This is a genomic window from Microbacterium sp. PRF11 (genome assembly GCF_031844085.1).
In the GTDB taxonomy this organism is placed as follows: domain Bacteria; phylum Actinomycetota; class Actinomycetes; order Actinomycetales; family Microbacteriaceae; genus Microbacterium.
The window spans coordinates 218,875-235,787 of sequence record NZ_JAUZUP010000005.1; the positions used below are offsets into that span (position 1 = coordinate 218,875).

Consider the following 16,913-nt stretch of genomic DNA (forward strand, 5'->3'; position numbering starts at 1 on the left):
ATTGCCGCTAGCGTGGAGCGCGTGCCTGCGACCGCCCGTTTCCTCGTCGTCCTCGACGCCGACTCCACGCTGATCCGCAACGAGGTCATCGAACTCCTCGCCGATGAGGCCGGGCGCGGCGCCGAGGTGGCCGCGGCAACCGAGGCGGCGATGCGCGGCGAGGTCGATTTCGCCGCGAGCCTGCGCTCGCGCGTGCGGGAACTCGCCGGGGTCCCCGTCGAGGCGTTCGCCCGCGCGATCGCACGCATCGAACCGACCCCGGGCGTGCGCGAACTGATCGACGCGGTGCACGCGCGCGGAGGCGTCGTCGGGGTCGTCTCGGGCGGCTTCCACGAGGTGCTCGACACCGTCGCCCCCGATCTCGGAGTCGACGTCTGGCGCGCGAACCGTCTGGTCGCCGACGAAGGCGCCCTCACCGGCGAGGTCGACGGCGACATCGTGGATGCCACGGCCAAGGCCGACACCCTCCGTCGCTGGGCCGAGCAGCACGGCGTCCCCCTCGCGGCGACCTTCGCCATCGGAGACGGCGCGAACGATCTCGAGATGATGGCGGTGGCCGGTCTCGGTCTCGCCTTCAACGCCAAGCCCGCCGTGCGCGAACGCGCCGACCTCGTGATCGGGCCGGTCGACCTCGCGCAGGTCATCTCGCTCCTCCCCCGCTGACGCCGGGCGGGGCGGGGTCGCTTCGCATGCACCGCGCCGGGCGCGACCTATCCGCACACCCCCTCGCCGATGTCGGAGCCTCGTCCTACCCTCGCAGCATGGACGTTCTGCTCATACCCGGACTCTGGCTCGATGCGTCATCGTGGGACGAGGTGGTCCCCGCTCTCGACGCGGCGGGTCATCGCGCCCACCCGCTCACCCTGCCCGGCCCCGCCGCCGGCGACCTCGTCATCGACGACTGGGTCGAAGCGGTCGTCACGCAGATCGACCGCTTCGACGACCCCGTCGTGCTCGTCGGCCATTCCGGCGGCGGCAACGTCGTGTGGGGGGCCGCCGACCGTCGCCCCGACCGCGTCTCCCGGGTCGTCCTCGTCGACACGATCGTCCCGCACCCGGGCGCGATGATCTCGGAGTTCCCCGTCGTCGACGGGGTGGTGCCGTTCCCCGGGTGGGGTTTCTTCGACGACGACGACGTGTCCGACCTCGACGACGAGACACGCCGACGCACCGCCCGGCAGGTCGTCGACGTACCCGGACGCGTGCCGAGCTCGGCGCTGTCGCTGGCCGACGAGCGGAGGTTCGGCGTTCCCGTCACCATCCTGTCGGGCAGCCTCGACGCCGAATCCCTCCCGCGCGTCCTCGCCGAGTGGGGTGCCTATGCGGCCGAGGTCGACCGCGTCGAGAGCCTCGAGGTCGTGACCTTGCACTCGGGCCACTGGCCGCAGTTCTCGCAGCCGGAACGGTTCCGCGAGACGCTCGTCACCGCGATCCGCTGACGCGCGAGGCGCCGGGGCTCGGACTCAGTGCCCCATGCCGAGGCCGCCGTCGACGGGGATGACCGCACCCGAGATGTAGGCGGCGTCGTCGCCGGCGAGCCACGTGACGACGCCGGCGACCTCGTCGGGCGATGCGAAGCGCCCGGCCGGGATGTTCTTCTTGTACTCGGCCTGGGTGTCCGCGGGCAGCTCGGCCGTCATGTCGGTCTCGATGAAGCCCGGGGCCACCACGTTCGCGGTGATCCCGCGGCCGCCGAGCTCGCGCGTGAGCGAGCGGGCGAAACCGACGAGGGCGCTCTTCGACGCGGCGTAGTTGATCTGACCCGCCGAGCCGTACAGACCGACGACGCTCGAGATGAGGATGACGCGACCCCAGCGAGCCTTGAGCATGCCCTTCGAGGCGCGCTTGACGACGCGGAACGCCCCGCCGAGGTTGGTGTTCACCACGCTGTCGAAGTCGTCCTCGCTCATGCGCAGCAGCAGGGTGTCCTTGGTGACCCCCGCGTTGGCGACGACGACGGCGATGGGTCCGAGCTCGGCCTCCACCTGGGCGAAGGCCGTGTCGACGGCGGCGGCGTCGGTGACGTCGGCGCGCACGGTGAGCGTTCCCTCGGGGCCCTCGCCCGAGCGGGCCGTGACGGCGACCTTCCACCCCTCGGCCACGAAGCGCTCGGCGATGGCGCGACCGATCCCCCGGTTTCCTCCGGTGACGACGACGACGCGGTCCTGGGACATGGTGTGACTCCTGCGCTTGCGGGGACGGAACCGGCCCAGCCTACCGAGCCCGCCCCGTCGCAACCGCGGCGCGACGTTTGACAGGGGTCGATGGCCGCTGGAACGCTGGAGCGAGCACGACGAAAGGGATCCCGTGAGCGACGACCGTACGACCGACCCCCAGCACCCCGACCACACCGGCGGACAGGCGACCCCGGGTCAGGAGACGCCCGCCTCCCCGTACGCCCCGCAGAGCCCGGTGCCGCCCTACGGTGCGCCCGCGCCCGCGGCATCCACCCCTCCCTACGACGCCCCCGCGAGCGGTGCGCCGCACACCCCCGCATACGGCCAGCCCGACGCGGCGCCGGCGTCCGGCTACGCACAGCCCGCCTACGGGCAGTCGACGTACGGCCAGCCCACCTACGGCGCGCAGGGCTATCCCGCACCCGCCTACGGCTACGGGTCGGCCCCCGAGCGCACGAACGTGCTGTCGATCGTCTCGCTCGTGGCGGCCATCGTCGGTTTCGTCGGCATCCTGCCCCTCATCGGGCCCATCGCGGCGGTCATCATGGGGCACATCTCGCTGCGCCAGATCAAGACCACCGGCGAGAAGGGCCGCCCGCTCGCATTGACCGGTCTGATCGTCGGCTACGTGGGAGTCGCGCTGGCGGTGCTGTTCACCATCCTCATCATCGTGCTGATCACCGTGGGCATCAACGAGAGCAACAGCTACTCGTACTCGGGCATCTGAGACCGTCGTGGCACCTCGGCCGGGGTATCCGCCGAGGTGCCACGACGTCGAACAGAACGCGAGGCAGACGAGCCCGGCCCGCTCGGACGGGCGTACCCTGAGACCACTGTGAAGACATCGCATCGCGCTCAATCCGCGACGTCGCTCCCCAAGGCTCCCCGGGAGGACGCCGACAACCGTTTCGCCAAGTACATGGTGATGATGGGGATCCGTATCGCGTGCTTCATCGCGATGGCCGTGGTCCAGCCGTACGGCTGGTACACCTTCGTCTTCGCCGCCGGCGCGATCTTCCTCCCCTACCTGGCCGTCATCGTCGCCAACGTCGGTCAGGATGCGGCGCGGACCACGGCGGTCAACCCCGAACGCGCTCTCGAGGCACCCCGTCCGGCCCCCGCCGCCGCGGCGGCGTCCGACGAGCCCCTGGTCATCCGTATCTCGGAGACTCCGCGCATCGATCCCCCGCGCGACGACCGCTCGTGACCGACACGCCCGCCGAATGCTCGCGGGCCGGATGCCGCGACGTCGCCGTCTGGGCCATCCGGTGGCGCAACCCCCGCATCCATTCCGCGGATCGCCGCAAGACGTGGGTCGCCTGCGACGAGCACGTGGCGTACCTGCGCGAATTCCTCGCCGCGCGCGACTTCCCCGTCGAGGTCGCCGGACTCTCCGACGGGAGCGCGTGAGCGCGAGCGCAACGTGCGACGTACCCTGGAAGACGTGGCTGGACGAACCGACGTGAACGCGCGCCCCCTCGGCGGGGTGCTCCGGTGAGCCGCCGCGAAACGCCCGCCGCCGCGCGCTGGGCGATGTACGTCGGCGTCGCGATCCTCTTCGCGATCGCCTGCGGGTTCCTGTCGCACTGGCAGTTCTCACGCAACGCCGAGCGCAGCGAACAGCTGCAGCTCGTCGCCGACAACTACGACGCCCCCGCCGTCGCCCTGGGCGACCTGCTCGCCCCCGGGGCCGAGCTCACCCCCGCCGACGAATGGCGTCCCGTGCGCATGCAGGGGCAGTACCTCGCCGACGAGCAGCTCCTGGTCCGCAACCGCGCGCACGGCGGTTCCGCCGCGTTCGAGCAGCTCGTGCCGTTCCGCCTCGACGACGGCCGCACCTTCCTCGTCGACCGCGGCTGGCTGCCCCCGGGCAACCGCCAGTCCGAGCCGGACGAGATCCCCGCCCCGCCGTCCGGCGCGGTGACCGTCGAGGTGCGCCTGCGGCCCGGTGAGGCCGCGCCCACCTCGGGCCGCAGCGCCGAAGCCGGTCAGGTCCCCACCATCAACCTCGGCCTGGTCGCCGAGCAGACCGGTCCGATCGAGCAGGGTGCCTACGGTCTGCTCATGTCGGAGGACCCGGCGCCGGCGACCGCGCCGACACCCGTCGATCCGCCCAGCGACGACCCCGGGCCCTACCTGTCCTACGCGGTACAGTGGATCCTCTTCGCCGTCATGGGCTTCGGATTCCTCACCTACGTGATCGTCAGCGAACGCCGACTGCGCCGCGAGGAAGACGACGAGGACGACGACGAACTGCCGGTCCCCGCCCCGGAGGTCTCCGTCGAGGGCCGTCGCCGGGTCGATCCGGTCGCCCTGCACCGCGCCCGCAAGCGCCCCCGCGATCGCGACGCCGACGACGAGGACGCCCTCCTCGACGCTCGCTGAGGCGCGGACGCACCGGCATCCGCCCCGCGGACGGCTGGTCAGGCGAGCGTGATCAGGTCCGCGTAGTCGCGACCCCAGATGTCCTCGACGCCGTCGGGCAGGATGAGCACGCGCTCGGGGTTCAGCGCCTCCACGGCGCCCTCGTCGTGCGAGACGAGCACGACCGCGCCCTCGTAGTGGGCGAGGGCGCCCAGGATCTCCTCGCGCGACGCGGGGTCGAGGTTGTTCGTGGGCTCGTCGAGCAGCAGCATGTTCGCCGACGACACCACGAGCGTCGCGAGCGACAGGCGCGTCTTCTCGCCGCCCGACAGCACCCCGGCGGGCTTGAGCACGTCGTCGCCGACGAACAGGAACGACCCCAGCACCTTCCGCGCCTCGGTCGCGGTGATGTGGGGAGCGGCCGACATCATGTTCTCGAGCACGGACCGACCGACGTCGAGGTTCTCGTGCTCCTGCGCGTAGTAGCCGATCTTGAGACCGTGTCCGGGTTCGAGCTGACCGGTGTCGGGTTGGTCGACACCGGCGAGGATGCGCAGCAGCGTCGTCTTGCCCGCACCGTTGAGCCCGAGGATGACCACGCGCGACCCGCGATCGATCGCGAGGTCGACGTCGGTGAAGATCTCGAGCGACCCGTACGACTTCGACAGACCGGACGCCATGAGCGGGGTCTTGCCGCAGGGCGCGGGCTTGGGGAACCGCAGCTTCGCGACCCGCTCGTCCTGGCGGACATCGTCGAGGCCCGAGAGCATCTTCTCGGCGCGCGCGACCATCTGGTGGGCGGCGGCGGCCTTCGACGCCTTCGCTCCGAAGCGCGCGGCCTGCAGCTGCAGCGCCGTGGCCTTCTTCTCGACGTTGGCGCGCTCCTTCTTGCGGCGCTCCTCGTCGGCCACCCGCTGGCGCAGGTAGTTCTTCCAGTTCATGTTGTAGACGTCGATGACCTGGCGGTTGGCATCCAGGTAGAACACCCGGTTCACCGTCTCGCCCACGAGTTCGACGTCGTGCGAGATCACGATGAGCCCGCCCTTGTACCCCTTGAGGAACTCGCGAAGCCACACGACGCTGTCGGCGTCGAGGTGGTTGGTCGGCTCGTCGAGGATCATCGTCTGCGCGTCGGAGAACAGGATGCGCGCGAGCTCGATGCGACGCCGCTGACCGCCCGAGAGGGTCTTCAGCGGCTGATCGAGGATGCGGTCGGGAAGCGAGAGGTTGTGGGCGATGGATGCCGCCTCGGCCTCGGCCGCGTAGCCGCCTGCCGCTTCGAACCGCTCGGTGAAGTTCGCGTACTTCTTCATCGCTTTCGCGGCGATCTTGGGGTCGTCGTCGGCCATGGCCATCGAGGCCTCCTGCATCCCGAGGGCGAGCGATCCCAGCCCGCGGGCGTCGAGGATGCGGGTGCGGGCGAGCATCTCGGGGTCGCCGGAGCGCGGGTCCTGGGGCAGGTACCCGAGTTCGCCCGAGCGATCGACGCCGCCGTTCGAGGGCAGCAGGTCGCCGGCGAGCACTTTGGTCAGCGTCGTCTTACCGGCACCGTTTCGCCCGACGAGGCCGATCTTGTCGCCGTCGGAGACGCGGAACGCCACGTCGGACATGAGCACGCGGGCACCCACGCGGATCTCGAGGTCGTGCACGGCGAGCACAGCGAACGTCCGTTCAGTCGGGGAAGGGGAAAGGCCGAAGAGGCCAGCCACCCAGTATAAGTCGGCTTCCCGTACGCCCGCCGACAGTCCCCGCCGCAGGATCGACGAAGCACCGGGATGCCGATCTCTCGCCGTCGAGACGTTCACCCGGCACTTCACCGGCCCGGTTTGCTTTCTCACCCGGAGCCTGACCTAAACTAAGCCTATCCTTACCTAACACGCAGGAGGCTCTTCGTGTCCCGATTCCGCGCACTGGCGGCACTCGCCGTCGGTTCCGCCCTCGTCCTCACCGGCTGCGCCGGCACCTCCGCCGCCCCGGGCGCCCAGGAGGACTCGACGGAGGCATCCGGCGAATTCCCCGTGACCCTCAGCAACGTGTTCGGCGAGACGACCATCTCCGCCAAGCCGGAGCGGGTCGTCACGGTCGACTGGGGCAATCAGGACGTCGCCCTGGCGCTCGGCGTCGTCCCGGTCGCCATGCCGAAGGTCACGTACGGCGACGAGGACGGCGACGGCCTCCTCCCCTGGACGAAGGACAAGCTCGCCGAGCTCGGGGCCGAGACGCCCGTGCTCATGGACGAGACCAACGGCTACGACTACGAGGCCATCGCGGACGCGCAGCCCGACGTCATCCTGGCCGCCTACTCCGGCATGACGCAGGAGCAGTACGACACGCTGAGCAAGATCGCCCCGGTCGTCACCTACCAGGACGTCGCGTGGGGCACCACCTGGCAGGACATGACCGTTCTCGACGGAACGGCCCTCGGTCTGAAGGACGAGGCCGAGCAGATCGTCGCCGACAAGGAGAAGCACATCACCGACGAGGCGGCGAAATACCCCGCCATCGCGGGCAAGAAGTCGCTTCTCACCTACTTCGACCCGACCAACCTGTCGACGCTCGGCTTCTACAACACCCTCGACCCGCGCATGGGCTACCTCGAGGAGCTGGGCCTCGCCCCGTCGTCGTACGTCGCGTCGGAGTCGGCGGCGTCGGAGACCTTCTGGTTCACGCCCAGCACCGAGCAGATCGAGAACTTCGCCGACGTCCAGGTGATGGCCGCGTACGGCAGCGACGGCATGATCGCCGCGATGCAGGCGGACCCGCTGCTGTCGAAGATCCCGGCGGTCGCGAACGGCGCGATCGCCGTGATCGAGAGCGGCTCCACGCTGTCGTCGGCGATCACCCCGACCCCGCTCAACATCGGCACGACCTACGGCGACGAGTACATCGGACTCATCGGCGCGGCCGCCGAGAAGGCCGCGTCCTGATGCAGGCTCCTACCCCGTCGGAGCGATGAGCACTCTCGCTCCGGCACCCGCCGCCCCCCGCGACGCCCGCCCGCGTCGCTGGGGGCGGCGACGCGTCGTCGGCGTCGCGGCACTGGTCGTCGTGCTGCTCGTCGCGGCGGTCCTCTCGGTGACCTTCGGCGCGCGGGATGTGACGGCGTCGGACGTGTGGGCCGGACTCACCGGTTCCACGGACACCGCCTCAGCGGCCGCCGTCGCCAAGCGCGTCCCGCGCACGGTTCTCGCGATCCTCGTCGGCGCCGCACTCGCGGTCTCCGGCGCGGTGCTGCAGGGAGCGACGCGCAACCCGCTCGCCGACCCGCAGATCCTCGGCATCAACGGCGGCGCGGGCCTGGCGATCGTGGTCGGCATCGCCTTCTTCGGCCTCGGCTCCGCCACCTCGTACATCTGGGTCGGCATGATCGGCGCCGCAGCCGCCGCCGTCCTGGTGTACGCGATCGGGTCCCTCGGCCGTGGCGGGGCGACTCCGCTGCGTCTCGCCCTGGCCGGCGCGGTGACCGCCGTGGCCTTCAGCTCGCTCACCAGCGCCGTGCTGCTCCCCCGCATCAACGTCATGAACGACTTCCGCTTTTGGCAGATCGGCGGCGTCGGCGGAGCGACGCCCGAGACGATCCTCCAAGTGCTGCCCTTCCTCCTCGCGGGTCTGGTCATCTGCCTCGCGAGCGCATCGACGCTGAACACCCTCGCTCTCGGCGACGAGCTCGCCGCCGGTCTCGGCGCGCGAGTGCGCACCGCCCGCCTGGTCTCCACGGGCGGCGCCGTCATCCTCTGCGGCGCTGCGACCGCCGTCGCCGGACCGATCGGCTTCGTCGGGCTCGTCATCCCCCACATGATCCGTCTGGTGGTCGGGGTGGACCACCGCTGGTTGCTGCCCGTCTCCGCTCTCGGCGGCGCCGTGCTGCTCACCCTCGGCGACGTCGTCGGACGCCTGGTCGCGCGCCCCGAGGAGATCGAGGTCGGGATCGTCACCGCGTTGGTGGGCGCACCGTTCTTCATCGCGCTGGTGCGGCGGCAGAAGATGAGGGCGCTATGACCGGCATCCTCACCGCCCCCGTCCCCGCCGCTCTGTCGTCCGTCATCGCCGGACGGCAACGCCGCCGCCGGAAGTGGGCCCTGGTCACCGGCATCCTGGCTCTGCTCGTGCTCGTCGCGTTCAGTCTCTCGCTCATGCTCGGGCAGACGATCTACTCCCCCGCCGATGTGTGGGGCGTCCTCACCGGCCAGCGTGTGCCCGGCGCCTCGTTCACGGTGGGCGAGCTGCGCCTCCCCCGCGCGGTGACCGGCTTGCTCACCGGCCTGTGCTTCGGAATGGGCGGTGTGGTCTTTCAGTCGATGTTGCGCAACGCCCTCGCCAGTCCCGACGTGATCGGCATCAACACCGGCGCGAGCGCCGCGGCGGTCATCGGCATCGTCGTTCTCGGACTGAGTGAGACGGCCGTGTCGTTCCTCGCGATGGTCGCCGCGCTGGCCGCGGCTCTCGCGATCTATCTGCTCGCCTACCGCAACGGAGGTTCGGGCGCCCGGCTGATCCTCGTCGGTATCGGTGTCGCGGCGATGTGCCAGGCGGTGGTGTCGTACGTAATCGCACGCGCCGCCGAGTACGACCTGCCGGCTGCGATGCGCTGGATCACCGGCAACCTCAACGACGCCACGTGGGATCGCGCGCTCCCCGTGGCGGGCGCCGTGATCGTGCTCGCGCCGATCCTGCTCGTGCTCTCGGGCCGCCTCGAGATCCTCCGCATGGGTGACGACACCGCTGCGGCCGTCGGGCTCCCGGTGGAACGCAGCCGACTGCTGCTCATCGTCGCGGCGGTCGGTCTGTTGGCCTTCGGCACCGCCGCGGCCGGTCCGATCGCGTTCGTGTCGTTCCTCGCCGGCCCCATCGCGGTCCGTCTGCTCGGTCCCGTCGGCTCCCCGGTGCTCCCGGCGGGTCTCGTGGGCGCCCTGCTCGTGCTCGTCGCGGACTTCTGCGCGCAGTACGCGTTCGGCACGCGACTGCCCGTCGGCGTCATCACCGGCGTCCTGGGCGCGCCGTATCTCATCTACCTGCTCGTTCGCAGCAGCCGATCCGGAGGAACCACGCTATGACCGTCGAGCGCTCCCTGGCCGCCGAGGGCGTCACCCTCGGCTACGGAGACCGGACCATCGTCGACTCCCTCGACCTGCAGATCCCCCCGGGCAGGGTGACGACGATCGTCGGCGCGAACGCGTGCGGCAAGTCCACGCTGCTGAAGGCCATGGCGCGGCTGCTCGCCCCGTCGGCGGGTCAGGTGCTGCTCGACGGCAAGGCCATCCACCGGATGCCGACCAGGCAGGTGGCCCGCGTGCTGGGGCTGCTGCCCCAGTCCCCCATCGCCCCCGAGGGGATCGCGGTGTCCGATCTCGTCAGCCGCGGCCGTCACCCGCACCAGGGTGCGCTGTCGCGCTGGACGAGCGCCGACGACGCCGCCGTAGCCCGCGCACTCGAGGCCACCGACGTCACGCACCTCGCCGACCGTCCGGTCGACGAGTTGAGCGGAGGCCAGCGGCAGCGCGTGTGGATCGCCATGGCGCTGGCGCAGGAGACCGACGTGCTGCTGCTCGACGAGCCGACCACCTTCCTCGACATCAGCCACCAGGTCGACGTGCTCGACCTGCTCACCGACCTCAACCGCGAGCGTGGGACGACGGTGGCGATGGTCCTGCACGATCTGAATCTCGCCGCCCGCTACGCCGATCACCTGGTGGCCATGGCCCAGGGCGAGGTCGTCGCGGCCGGGGATCCCGCCGACGTCCTCACCGAGGACACGGTGCGTCGCGTGTTCGGTCTCGACAGCCGCGTCGTCCCGGATCCGCTCACCGGGCGGCCGATGGTCATCCCGATCGGCCGGCACCACACGGTGGCCGAGCCGGAACAGGCCCAGACGGCCTAGCCGGCCCGAGAACCGAAGAAGCCCCGGCCGAGGCCGGGGCTTCTCTCCTGCGGGCACAGGGAGTCAGGCGGTGCGCTCGACCTGTCCCGCTCGCCAGTAGCCCATGAACGCGACGCGCTTGCGGTCGACCCCGCAGCCCTGCACGAGCATGCGGCGCAGCAGCTTCACCGTCGACGACTCCCCCGCGATCCACGCGTAGAACTCGCCCTCGGCGTCGGCCGGGCTGTCCCACAGCAGATCGACGTCGAGGTCGATCTCCTCCAGCACCTGCGGGCGCGGCGCCGCGGCGCGGGCGAGCACGTCGCCGGATGCCGCCGTCCAGGCCTCGATCGCCTCGATCAGTGCCTCTCCGTGCGGGCGATCACCCCGCGCGAGCCAGTGCACGCGGGCGGTGCCGGCCACAACGGGAAGAGCGTCGTCGACCGTGGGCACCTCGATGAAGGCGTCGACCTCGAGGCCGGGCTCGAGTCCCTCGAGCACGGCCGAGATGGCGGGCGCGGCGGTCTCGTCGCCGGCGAGGAGGATCCGGCGCGCCGACCCGGGATGGAAGTCGATGCCCTGCGCCGACTCGGGGCTGCGGGAATCGGGACCGACCACCACGAGGTGGTCGCCGGTCGTCGCCGCCTCGGCCCAGGAGCCCGCGGGCCCGGCATCGTGATGCACCACGAAGTCGATGTCGAGCTCGAGGGCCTCGGGGTCGATCCGGCGAACGGTGTAGGTACGGAACGGCATCCGCTCCTCATCGGGGAGATCGCGCCAGCGGGTGTACCACTCGCCTCCCGCGATGGCATCCGGGTCGTCCTGACCGATGTCGCAGACGGTGCCGTCGCGGCCGGGCAGCACGAGTTTCACGCGCTGGTCCCGACGGTCGACCCCGAAGACGTCGAAGTCGGGCGACGTGAAGGTCACGCGCACGAAGTGCGGAGACAGCCGCTGCACCGCCTTCACCACGGCGACGTACGGGCGGTAGGCGGGACGCGTGGCGGTGATCACCCTGTAAGGATATCCTTACCTACCTTCGGATGCCACGTCCGACCGTTCGACGGTGGAGGACTCAGGCGCCTGCCCGGCCCACCAGACGCCCGATGCGCTCGACGGCGTCGCGCAGCACCTCCGGCGCGCACCCGACGTTGATGCGGACGTGCCCCACCCCCTCGGCGCCGAACAACGGGCCGTGGTGCAGCGCGACCTTCGCCTCCCGGCGGATGAACGGGGCCGGGTTGTCGCCCCAGCCGTACGCCGATACGTCGACCCACGCGAGGAAGCCGGCCTCGGGGGCACGGTAGCGCGCGAGCGGCAGGTGCTCGGCCAGCAGGTCGGCCAGCAGCCGGCGGTTCTCGTCAAGCGCGGCCAGCAGCTGATCGAGCCACCCGTCGCTCTCCGCGGCGAACGCGGCGCGGTTCGCGATCACACCGAACAGCCCGGCGCGCCACTCCACCTCCCAGGGCAGCGACCGCACGACCACGGCGGTCTCCTCCGCCCCGGTGACGATCACCGCGCACTTCAGACCCGCGAGGTTGTACGTCTTGCTCGCACTCGTCACGGTGTATCCGACCGCGGCGGCCTCTGGAGCGGCATCCAGGAACGGGGTGAACACCGCGGGGGCATGGGTGAGCGGCGCATGGATCTCGTCGCTGACGACGCTCGCGCCGTATCGTGCCGCGAGACGGGCCAACTCGGCGAGGCTCTCGCGGGTGTGCACGGTGCCGGTGGGGTTATGCGGGTTGCACAGCAGCACCGCCCGAGCCCCGGCCTCCAGCGCCCGCTGGACACCGGCGAGGTCGAGACTCCAACGCTCGCCGTCGTCGATCAGCGGGACGCGCTCGACCACGGCCCCCGCCTCTTCGACCGTGTCGTAGAACGGCGGGTACACCGGCGGAGTCACGACCACGCGATCCCCCGGAGAGGTCACCGCCCGCAGCACCTCGACGACCCCCATCATCACGTCGCCCGTCCAGCGGATGCGCGCGGGGTCGGGCCGCCACCCCCACCGCCGCTCGGCGTATGCGGCGAAATCGAGATCGATCCCGGGCCGGGGAGGGGTGTAGCCGGTGTCGCCGATCTCGACGGCACGATGCAGGGCCGCGGTGATGCCCGGGGCGAGCGGGAAGTCGGTCTCCGCCACGAACATGGGGATGACGTCGTCGCCGTACGAGCGCCACTTCGTGCTCGTACGCTGACGGAGGAGGTCGAGCGGCAGGGCTTGCAGGGGGACGACGCTCATCCGTCGAGGCTATCGGCTGGGCCCGTCGGACATCCTGCCGCTCGCAACGGGACGTCATCGATCGATGGTGCCGCGAGACGACGAAGACCCCGGCCGGAGCCGGGGTCTTCGAGCGCGGGACGAGGAGCTAGATCGCGAAACCGAGCGCGCGCATCATGTCGCGGCCGTCGTCGGTGATCCGCTCGGGTCCCCACGGCGGCATCCACACCCAGTTGATGCGGAAGCGGTCCACGACGTTGTCGAGGGCCTGCGCCGTCTGCTCTTCGAGCACATCGGTCAGCGGGCAGCCGGCCGAGGTGAGGGTCATGTGGATGACGAGCGCGTCGTTCTCGTCATCCCACGCGAGGTCGTAGATGAGGCCGAGGTCGACGACGTTGATCCCCAGTTCGGGGTCCATGACGTCTTTGAGCGCCTCGGTGACCTCGTCGTACTTCTCGGGAGCGAGGGTTGCGGTCATGTAACGATCTTACGCGTCGATCGGGGTACCGGCCTCGAGGAAGCGGTCGTAGCCCTCTTCCTCCAGGCGGTCGGCGAGCTCGGGGCCGCCCTCTTCGACGATGCGCCCCTTGACGACGACGTGGACGAAGTCCGGGCGGATGTAACGCAGGATGCGGGTGTAGTGCGTGATCAGCAGCACACCGAGATCGGTCTGCTCCTTCGCGCGGTTCACGCCCTCCGACACGATCTTCAGCGCGTCGACGTCGAGACCCGAGTCGGTCTCGTCGAGCACCGCGATCTTGGGCTTGAGCAGCTCGAGCTGGAGGATCTCGTGGCGCTTCTTCTCGCCGCCCGAGAAGCCCTCGTTGACGTTGCGCTGGGCGAACTTCGGGTCCATGCGCAGGTTCTCCATGGCGCCCTTGACGTCCTTGGTCCACGAACGGATGGCCGGAGCCTCGCCGTCGATGGCCGTCTTCGCGGTGCGGAGGAAGTTGGTGACCGTGACGCCGGGGATCTCGACCGGGTACTGCATGGCCAGGAAGAGTCCCGCGCGAGCGCGCTCGTCGACGCTCATCTCGAGGACGTCCTCGCCGTCGAGAGTGATCGTCCCGCTCGTGACGGTGTACTTGGGGTGGCCGGCGATCGTGTACGCCAGGGTCGACTTGCCCGAGCCGTTGGGGCCCATGATGGCGTGGGTCTCACCGGTGCGCATGGTCAGCGTCACGCCGTTGAGGATCGGGGTCGTACCGTTCTCCGTCTCGACCGTCACGTGGAGGTCGCGGATCTCGAGGACAGACATGGTGTTCCTTACTCGTAAGTCTTCAGGTCGTGGGCGCGGCTCAGGCCGTCGCTTTGGTGACGGAGGGGTCGATGAGCACGTCGTCTCCGTCGATCACGACCTCGTACACGGGGACCGGCTCGTAGGCCGGGAGGTTCAGCGGGCGACCGGTGGTCAGCGAGAAGGCGGAGCCGTGGGCCCAGCACTCCAGCGTCTCGCCCTCGACGAAGCCGTCGGACAGCGAGATGTCGCCGTGCGTGCACACGTCGCCGATCGCGTGGACGTCGCCGTTGCCGTCGAGGACGACCGCGATCGGGACGCCGTCGATCTCGACGCGGCGCGCCTCGTCCTGCACGAGCTCGCTGAGCGCGCAGGCACGGGTGGCGCTCACGCGGCTGCGCCTTCGGCCAGCTCGCGCTCGATGGCGGCGATCAGCTCGGTCTCGAGCTCGGGGATGCCGATGCGCTGGACGATCTCGCTGAGGAACCCGAGCACCACCAGGCGGCGTGCCTCGTCTTCGGCGATGCCGCGAGCCTGCAGGTAGAACAGCTGCTCGTCGTCGAAGCGACCGGTGGCGCTGGCGTGCCCGGCACCCTGGATGTCGCCGGTCTCGATCTCGAGGTTGGGGATCGAGTCCGCGCGGGCTCCGTCGGTGAGCACGAGGTTGCGGTTGGCCTCGTAGGAGTCGGTGCCCGTGGCATCCGGTCCGATGAGGACGTCGCCGATCCACACGCTGCGCGCGCTCTCGCCCTGCAACGCTCCCTTGTAGAGCACATCGCCGACGGTGTGCGGACCCTTGTGGTGCAGGTAGACCTGCGACTCGAGGTGCTGGCCGGCGTCGGAGAACGACAGGCCGTACAGGCGCCCCTCGGCGCCCGGACCCGACAGCTCGACCGAGGGGTTCACGCGGACGACGCCGCCGCCGAAGCTCACCACGACGTGCGTGAGCTTGGCGTCGCGGTCGACGCGGGCCTGGTGGGCCGACGCGTGGATCGCGTCGTCGTTCCAGTTCTGCACCGACACGACCGTGAGATCGGCGCCGTCGCGGACGAGGATCTCGACGTTCTGCGCGTGCTGGGCGCTGCCCTCGTGACGCAGCACGATCGTTCCGCGGGAGTTGGGCTGGGCCTCGATGACGACGTGGGCGTGCGCGAGACCACCCGTTCCGGTCAGCCGCACGACGACGGGCTCGTCGAGCTCGACGTTCGCGGGGATCCGCAGCAGGGGCGCCTCGCTCTCGTGCGTCCACGCGAGGGCCGCGGGCAGGTCCTCCGGACGGAAGTGCTCGCCGCGGGGCGCCTCGCCGACGGCCAGGCGCAGCTGCTCGACCGCGGCGGGGGCGTTCACCTCGACGCTGACGACGCCGGCCGGGCCGGCCTCGTCGGCGAAGAGCGGTGCCAGCCGGTCGAGCGGCGAGAGCTTCCAGTTGACCTCGCGGCCCGTGGGCACGCCGAAGTCAGCGGGGTCGAACGAGGTCGCCCGCTCCGAGCGCGTCTGCACCGGAACGACGGATGCCACGAGTGCGGCGGGGTCGATATGCCCCTCCGCGGCGGCTGCGGGGGTCTGCGTCGCAGTCGTCATTTAGCCTACGGATCCTTCCATGCCCATCTCGATGAGCTTGTTGAGCTCGAGCGCGTACTCCATCGGCAGCTCGCGGGCGATCGGCTCGATGAAGCCGCGCACGATCATGGCCATCGCCTCGTCCTCGGGCATGCCGCGCGACTGCAGGTAGAACAGCTGCTCCTCGCTGACCTTCGAGACGGTGGCCTCGTGTCCGAGCTGCACGTCGTCGACGCGGATGTCGATCGCGGGGTACGTGTCGCTGCGCGAGATCGTGTCGACCAGCAGCGCGTCGCAGCGCACCGTGTTCGCGGAGTGGTGCGCGTTGGCATCCACTCGGACCTCGCCGCGGTAGCCCGCGCGACCGCCGCCGCGCGCGATCGACTTCGAGACGATCGACGACTGCGTGTAGGGGGCCATGTGCACCATCTTGGCGCCGGCGTCCTGGTGCTGACCGGGACCGGCGAAGGCGACCGAGAGGGTCTCGCCCTTGGCGTGCTCGCCCATGAGGTAGATCGAGGGGTACTTCATCGTCACCTTGGAGCCGATGTTGCCGTCGACCCACTCCATCGTCGCGCCCTCGTGGGCGACGGCGCGCTTGGTGACGAGGTTGTAGACGTTGCTCGACCAGTTCTGGATCGTCGTGTAGCGCACGCGGGCGTTCTTCTTCACGATGATCTCGACCACGGCCGAGTGCAGCGAGTCGCTCTTGTAGATGGGAGCGGTGCAGCCTTCGATGTAGTGGACGTAGCTGTCCTCGTCGGCGATGATCAGCGTCCGCTCGAACTGACCCATGTTCTCGGTGTTGATGCGGAAGTACGCCTGGAGCGGGATCTCGACGTGCACGCCCTTGGGAACGTAGACGAAGGAGCCGCCCGACCACACGGCCGTGTTGAGCGCGGCGAACTTGTTGTCTCCGGCGGGGATGACCGTGCCGAAGTACTCCTCGAAGAACTCGGGGTGCTCGCGCAGAGCGGTGTCGGTGTCCATGAAGATGACACCCTGCTGCTCGAGGTCCTCGCGGATCTGGTGGTAGACCACCTCGGACTCGTACTGCGCGGCGACGCCGGCGACGAGGCGCTGGCGCTCGGCCTCGGGGATACCGAGCTTCTCGTAGGTGTTGCGGATCTCTTCCGGCAGGTCTTCCCAGGTCTGGGCCTGCTTCTCGGTCGAGCGCACGAAGTACTTGATGTTGTCGAAGTCGATCTCCGACAGGTCTGCACCCCAGGTGGGCATCGGCTTGCGGCCGAAGAGCTGGTAGCCCTTCAGGCGCGTCTTCAGCATCCACTCGGGCTCGGACTTGAGGGCGGAGATACCGCGCACCACGTCCTCGTTGATCCCGCGCTGCGCGATCGCGCCGGCGGCATCGGTGTCGTGCCAGCCGAACTCGTATTGCCCCAGGCTTTCGAGCTCGGGTCGGTCGATGAGTACATCGGACATGGTGATCACTCTCCTTCTCGGGCCTCAACGGTGTCATCCGCCCCGACATTCCAG

At 70.2% G+C, this 16,913-nt stretch carries 19 protein-coding genes; 10 read left to right on the top strand and 9 right to left on the bottom strand.

The features are described 5' to 3' along the window. Positions 1-21: 21 nt before the first annotated feature. Entirely contained in the window at positions 22-663 is a 642-nt protein-coding gene (serB, locus tag Q9R20_RS14685; protein ID WP_311250025.1) for a phosphoserine phosphatase SerB, read from the top strand. Between the two features lie 98 nt (positions 664-761). Then, positions 762-1,439, top strand: a complete 678-nt coding sequence (locus tag Q9R20_RS14690) for an alpha/beta fold hydrolase (RefSeq protein WP_311250026.1) — start codon at positions 762-764, stop codon at positions 1,437-1,439. A 24-nt stretch (positions 1,440-1,463) separates the two neighbouring features. On the opposite strand, the gene fabG is transcribed toward Q9R20_RS14690, so the two are convergent. After that, positions 1,464-2,174 carry a 3-oxoacyl-ACP reductase FabG gene (fabG, locus tag Q9R20_RS14695; protein WP_295837681.1) on the bottom strand — a complete coding sequence of 237 codons (711 nt, stop codon included), beginning with the start codon at positions 2,172-2,174 and terminating at the stop codon, positions 1,464-1,466. A gap of 133 nt (positions 2,175-2,307) precedes the next feature. Here fabG and Q9R20_RS14700 point away from each other — a divergent pair, with 133 nt between their 5' ends. The 4 genes from Q9R20_RS14700 to Q9R20_RS14715 all read left to right on the top strand — a co-directional run bounded on the left by Q9R20_RS14700 (position 2,308) and on the right by Q9R20_RS14715 (position 4,562). Continuing rightward, positions 2,308-2,904 (top strand): DUF4190 domain-containing protein, encoded by a 597-nt coding sequence (locus Q9R20_RS14700; RefSeq protein ID WP_311250027.1) that lies wholly within the window; start codon positions 2,308-2,310, stop codon positions 2,902-2,904. A 108-nt stretch (positions 2,905-3,012) separates the two neighbouring features. Beyond that, positions 3,013-3,384 carry a DUF3099 domain-containing protein gene (locus Q9R20_RS14705; RefSeq protein WP_311250028.1) on the top strand — a complete coding sequence of 124 codons (372 nt, stop codon included), beginning with the start codon at positions 3,013-3,015 and terminating at the stop codon, positions 3,382-3,384. Next, positions 3,381-3,587, top strand: a complete 207-nt coding sequence (locus Q9R20_RS14710; protein WP_311250029.1) for a hypothetical protein — start codon at positions 3,381-3,383, stop codon at positions 3,585-3,587. The genes Q9R20_RS14705 and Q9R20_RS14710 overlap by 4 nt, the downstream gene beginning before the upstream one ends. A gap of 123 nt (positions 3,588-3,710) precedes the next feature. Then, positions 3,711-4,562 (top strand): SURF1 family protein, encoded by an 852-nt coding sequence (locus tag Q9R20_RS14715; RefSeq protein ID WP_311250080.1) that lies wholly within the window; start codon positions 3,711-3,713, stop codon positions 4,560-4,562. A gap of 38 nt (positions 4,563-4,600) precedes the next feature. On the opposite strand, the gene Q9R20_RS14720 is transcribed toward Q9R20_RS14715, so the two are convergent. Then, entirely contained in the window at positions 4,601-6,199 is a 1,599-nt protein-coding gene (locus Q9R20_RS14720) for an ABC-F family ATP-binding cassette domain-containing protein (protein WP_311250030.1), read from the bottom strand. A 234-nt stretch (positions 6,200-6,433) separates the two neighbouring features. On the opposite strand from Q9R20_RS14720, the gene Q9R20_RS14725 reads away from it, so the two are divergent. Genes Q9R20_RS14725 through Q9R20_RS14740 form a run of 4 tightly spaced genes read left to right on the top strand, consistent with a single transcriptional unit; the run spans position 6,434 to position 10,419 of the window. Further along, a complete protein-coding gene (locus tag Q9R20_RS14725; RefSeq protein WP_311250031.1) occupies positions 6,434-7,468 on the top strand; it encodes an iron-siderophore ABC transporter substrate-binding protein in 1,035 nt (344 codons plus the stop codon). 25 nt (positions 7,469-7,493) lie between these two features. Continuing rightward, a complete protein-coding gene (locus Q9R20_RS14730) occupies positions 7,494-8,540 on the top strand; it encodes an iron ABC transporter permease (RefSeq protein ID WP_311250032.1) in 1,047 nt (348 codons plus the stop codon). Further along, positions 8,537-9,595: an iron chelate uptake ABC transporter family permease subunit gene (locus Q9R20_RS14735; RefSeq protein WP_311250033.1), complete on the top strand. Its 1,059-nt coding sequence runs from the start codon at positions 8,537-8,539 to the stop codon at positions 9,593-9,595. The genes Q9R20_RS14730 and Q9R20_RS14735 overlap by 4 nt, the downstream gene beginning before the upstream one ends. After that, the gene (locus tag Q9R20_RS14740) at positions 9,592-10,419 is read left to right on the top strand and encodes an ABC transporter ATP-binding protein (protein WP_311250034.1); all 828 of its coding nucleotides are present in this window, start codon (positions 9,592-9,594) and stop codon (positions 10,417-10,419) included. Before Q9R20_RS14735 ends, Q9R20_RS14740 begins: the two co-directional genes overlap by 4 nt. Positions 10,420-10,482: 63 nt before the next feature. On the opposite strand, the gene Q9R20_RS14745 is transcribed toward Q9R20_RS14740, so the two are convergent. From Q9R20_RS14745 to sufB, 7 genes are all read right to left on the bottom strand, one after another. Continuing rightward, positions 10,483-11,412, bottom strand: coding sequence for a siderophore-interacting protein (locus Q9R20_RS14745; RefSeq protein ID WP_311250036.1), 930 nt, complete (start codon positions 11,410-11,412; stop codon positions 10,483-10,485). 61 nt (positions 11,413-11,473) lie between these two features. Next, entirely contained in the window at positions 11,474-12,643 is a 1,170-nt protein-coding gene (locus Q9R20_RS14750) for an aminotransferase class I/II-fold pyridoxal phosphate-dependent enzyme (protein ID WP_311250037.1), read from the bottom strand. Between the two features lie 127 nt (positions 12,644-12,770). Next, entirely contained in the window at positions 12,771-13,100 is a 330-nt protein-coding gene (locus tag Q9R20_RS14755; protein WP_013586729.1) for a metal-sulfur cluster assembly factor, read from the bottom strand. Between the two features lie 9 nt (positions 13,101-13,109). Next, the gene (sufC, locus tag Q9R20_RS14760) at positions 13,110-13,880 is read right to left on the bottom strand and encodes a Fe-S cluster assembly ATPase SufC (protein WP_295838962.1); all 771 of its coding nucleotides are present in this window, start codon (positions 13,878-13,880) and stop codon (positions 13,110-13,112) included. 40 nt (positions 13,881-13,920) lie between these two features. Further along, positions 13,921-14,250 (bottom strand): non-heme iron oxygenase ferredoxin subunit, encoded by a 330-nt coding sequence (locus Q9R20_RS14765; protein WP_311250038.1) that lies wholly within the window; start codon positions 14,248-14,250, stop codon positions 13,921-13,923. Then, positions 14,247-15,440: a Fe-S cluster assembly protein SufD gene (gene sufD, locus Q9R20_RS14770; RefSeq protein ID WP_311250039.1), complete on the bottom strand. Its 1,194-nt coding sequence runs from the start codon at positions 15,438-15,440 to the stop codon at positions 14,247-14,249. The genes Q9R20_RS14765 and sufD overlap by 4 nt, the downstream gene beginning before the upstream one ends. Beyond that, positions 15,441-16,859, bottom strand: coding sequence for a Fe-S cluster assembly protein SufB (sufB, locus tag Q9R20_RS14775; RefSeq protein ID WP_295838965.1), 1,419 nt, complete (start codon positions 16,857-16,859; stop codon positions 15,441-15,443). Positions 16,860-16,913: the final 54 nt, after the last annotated feature.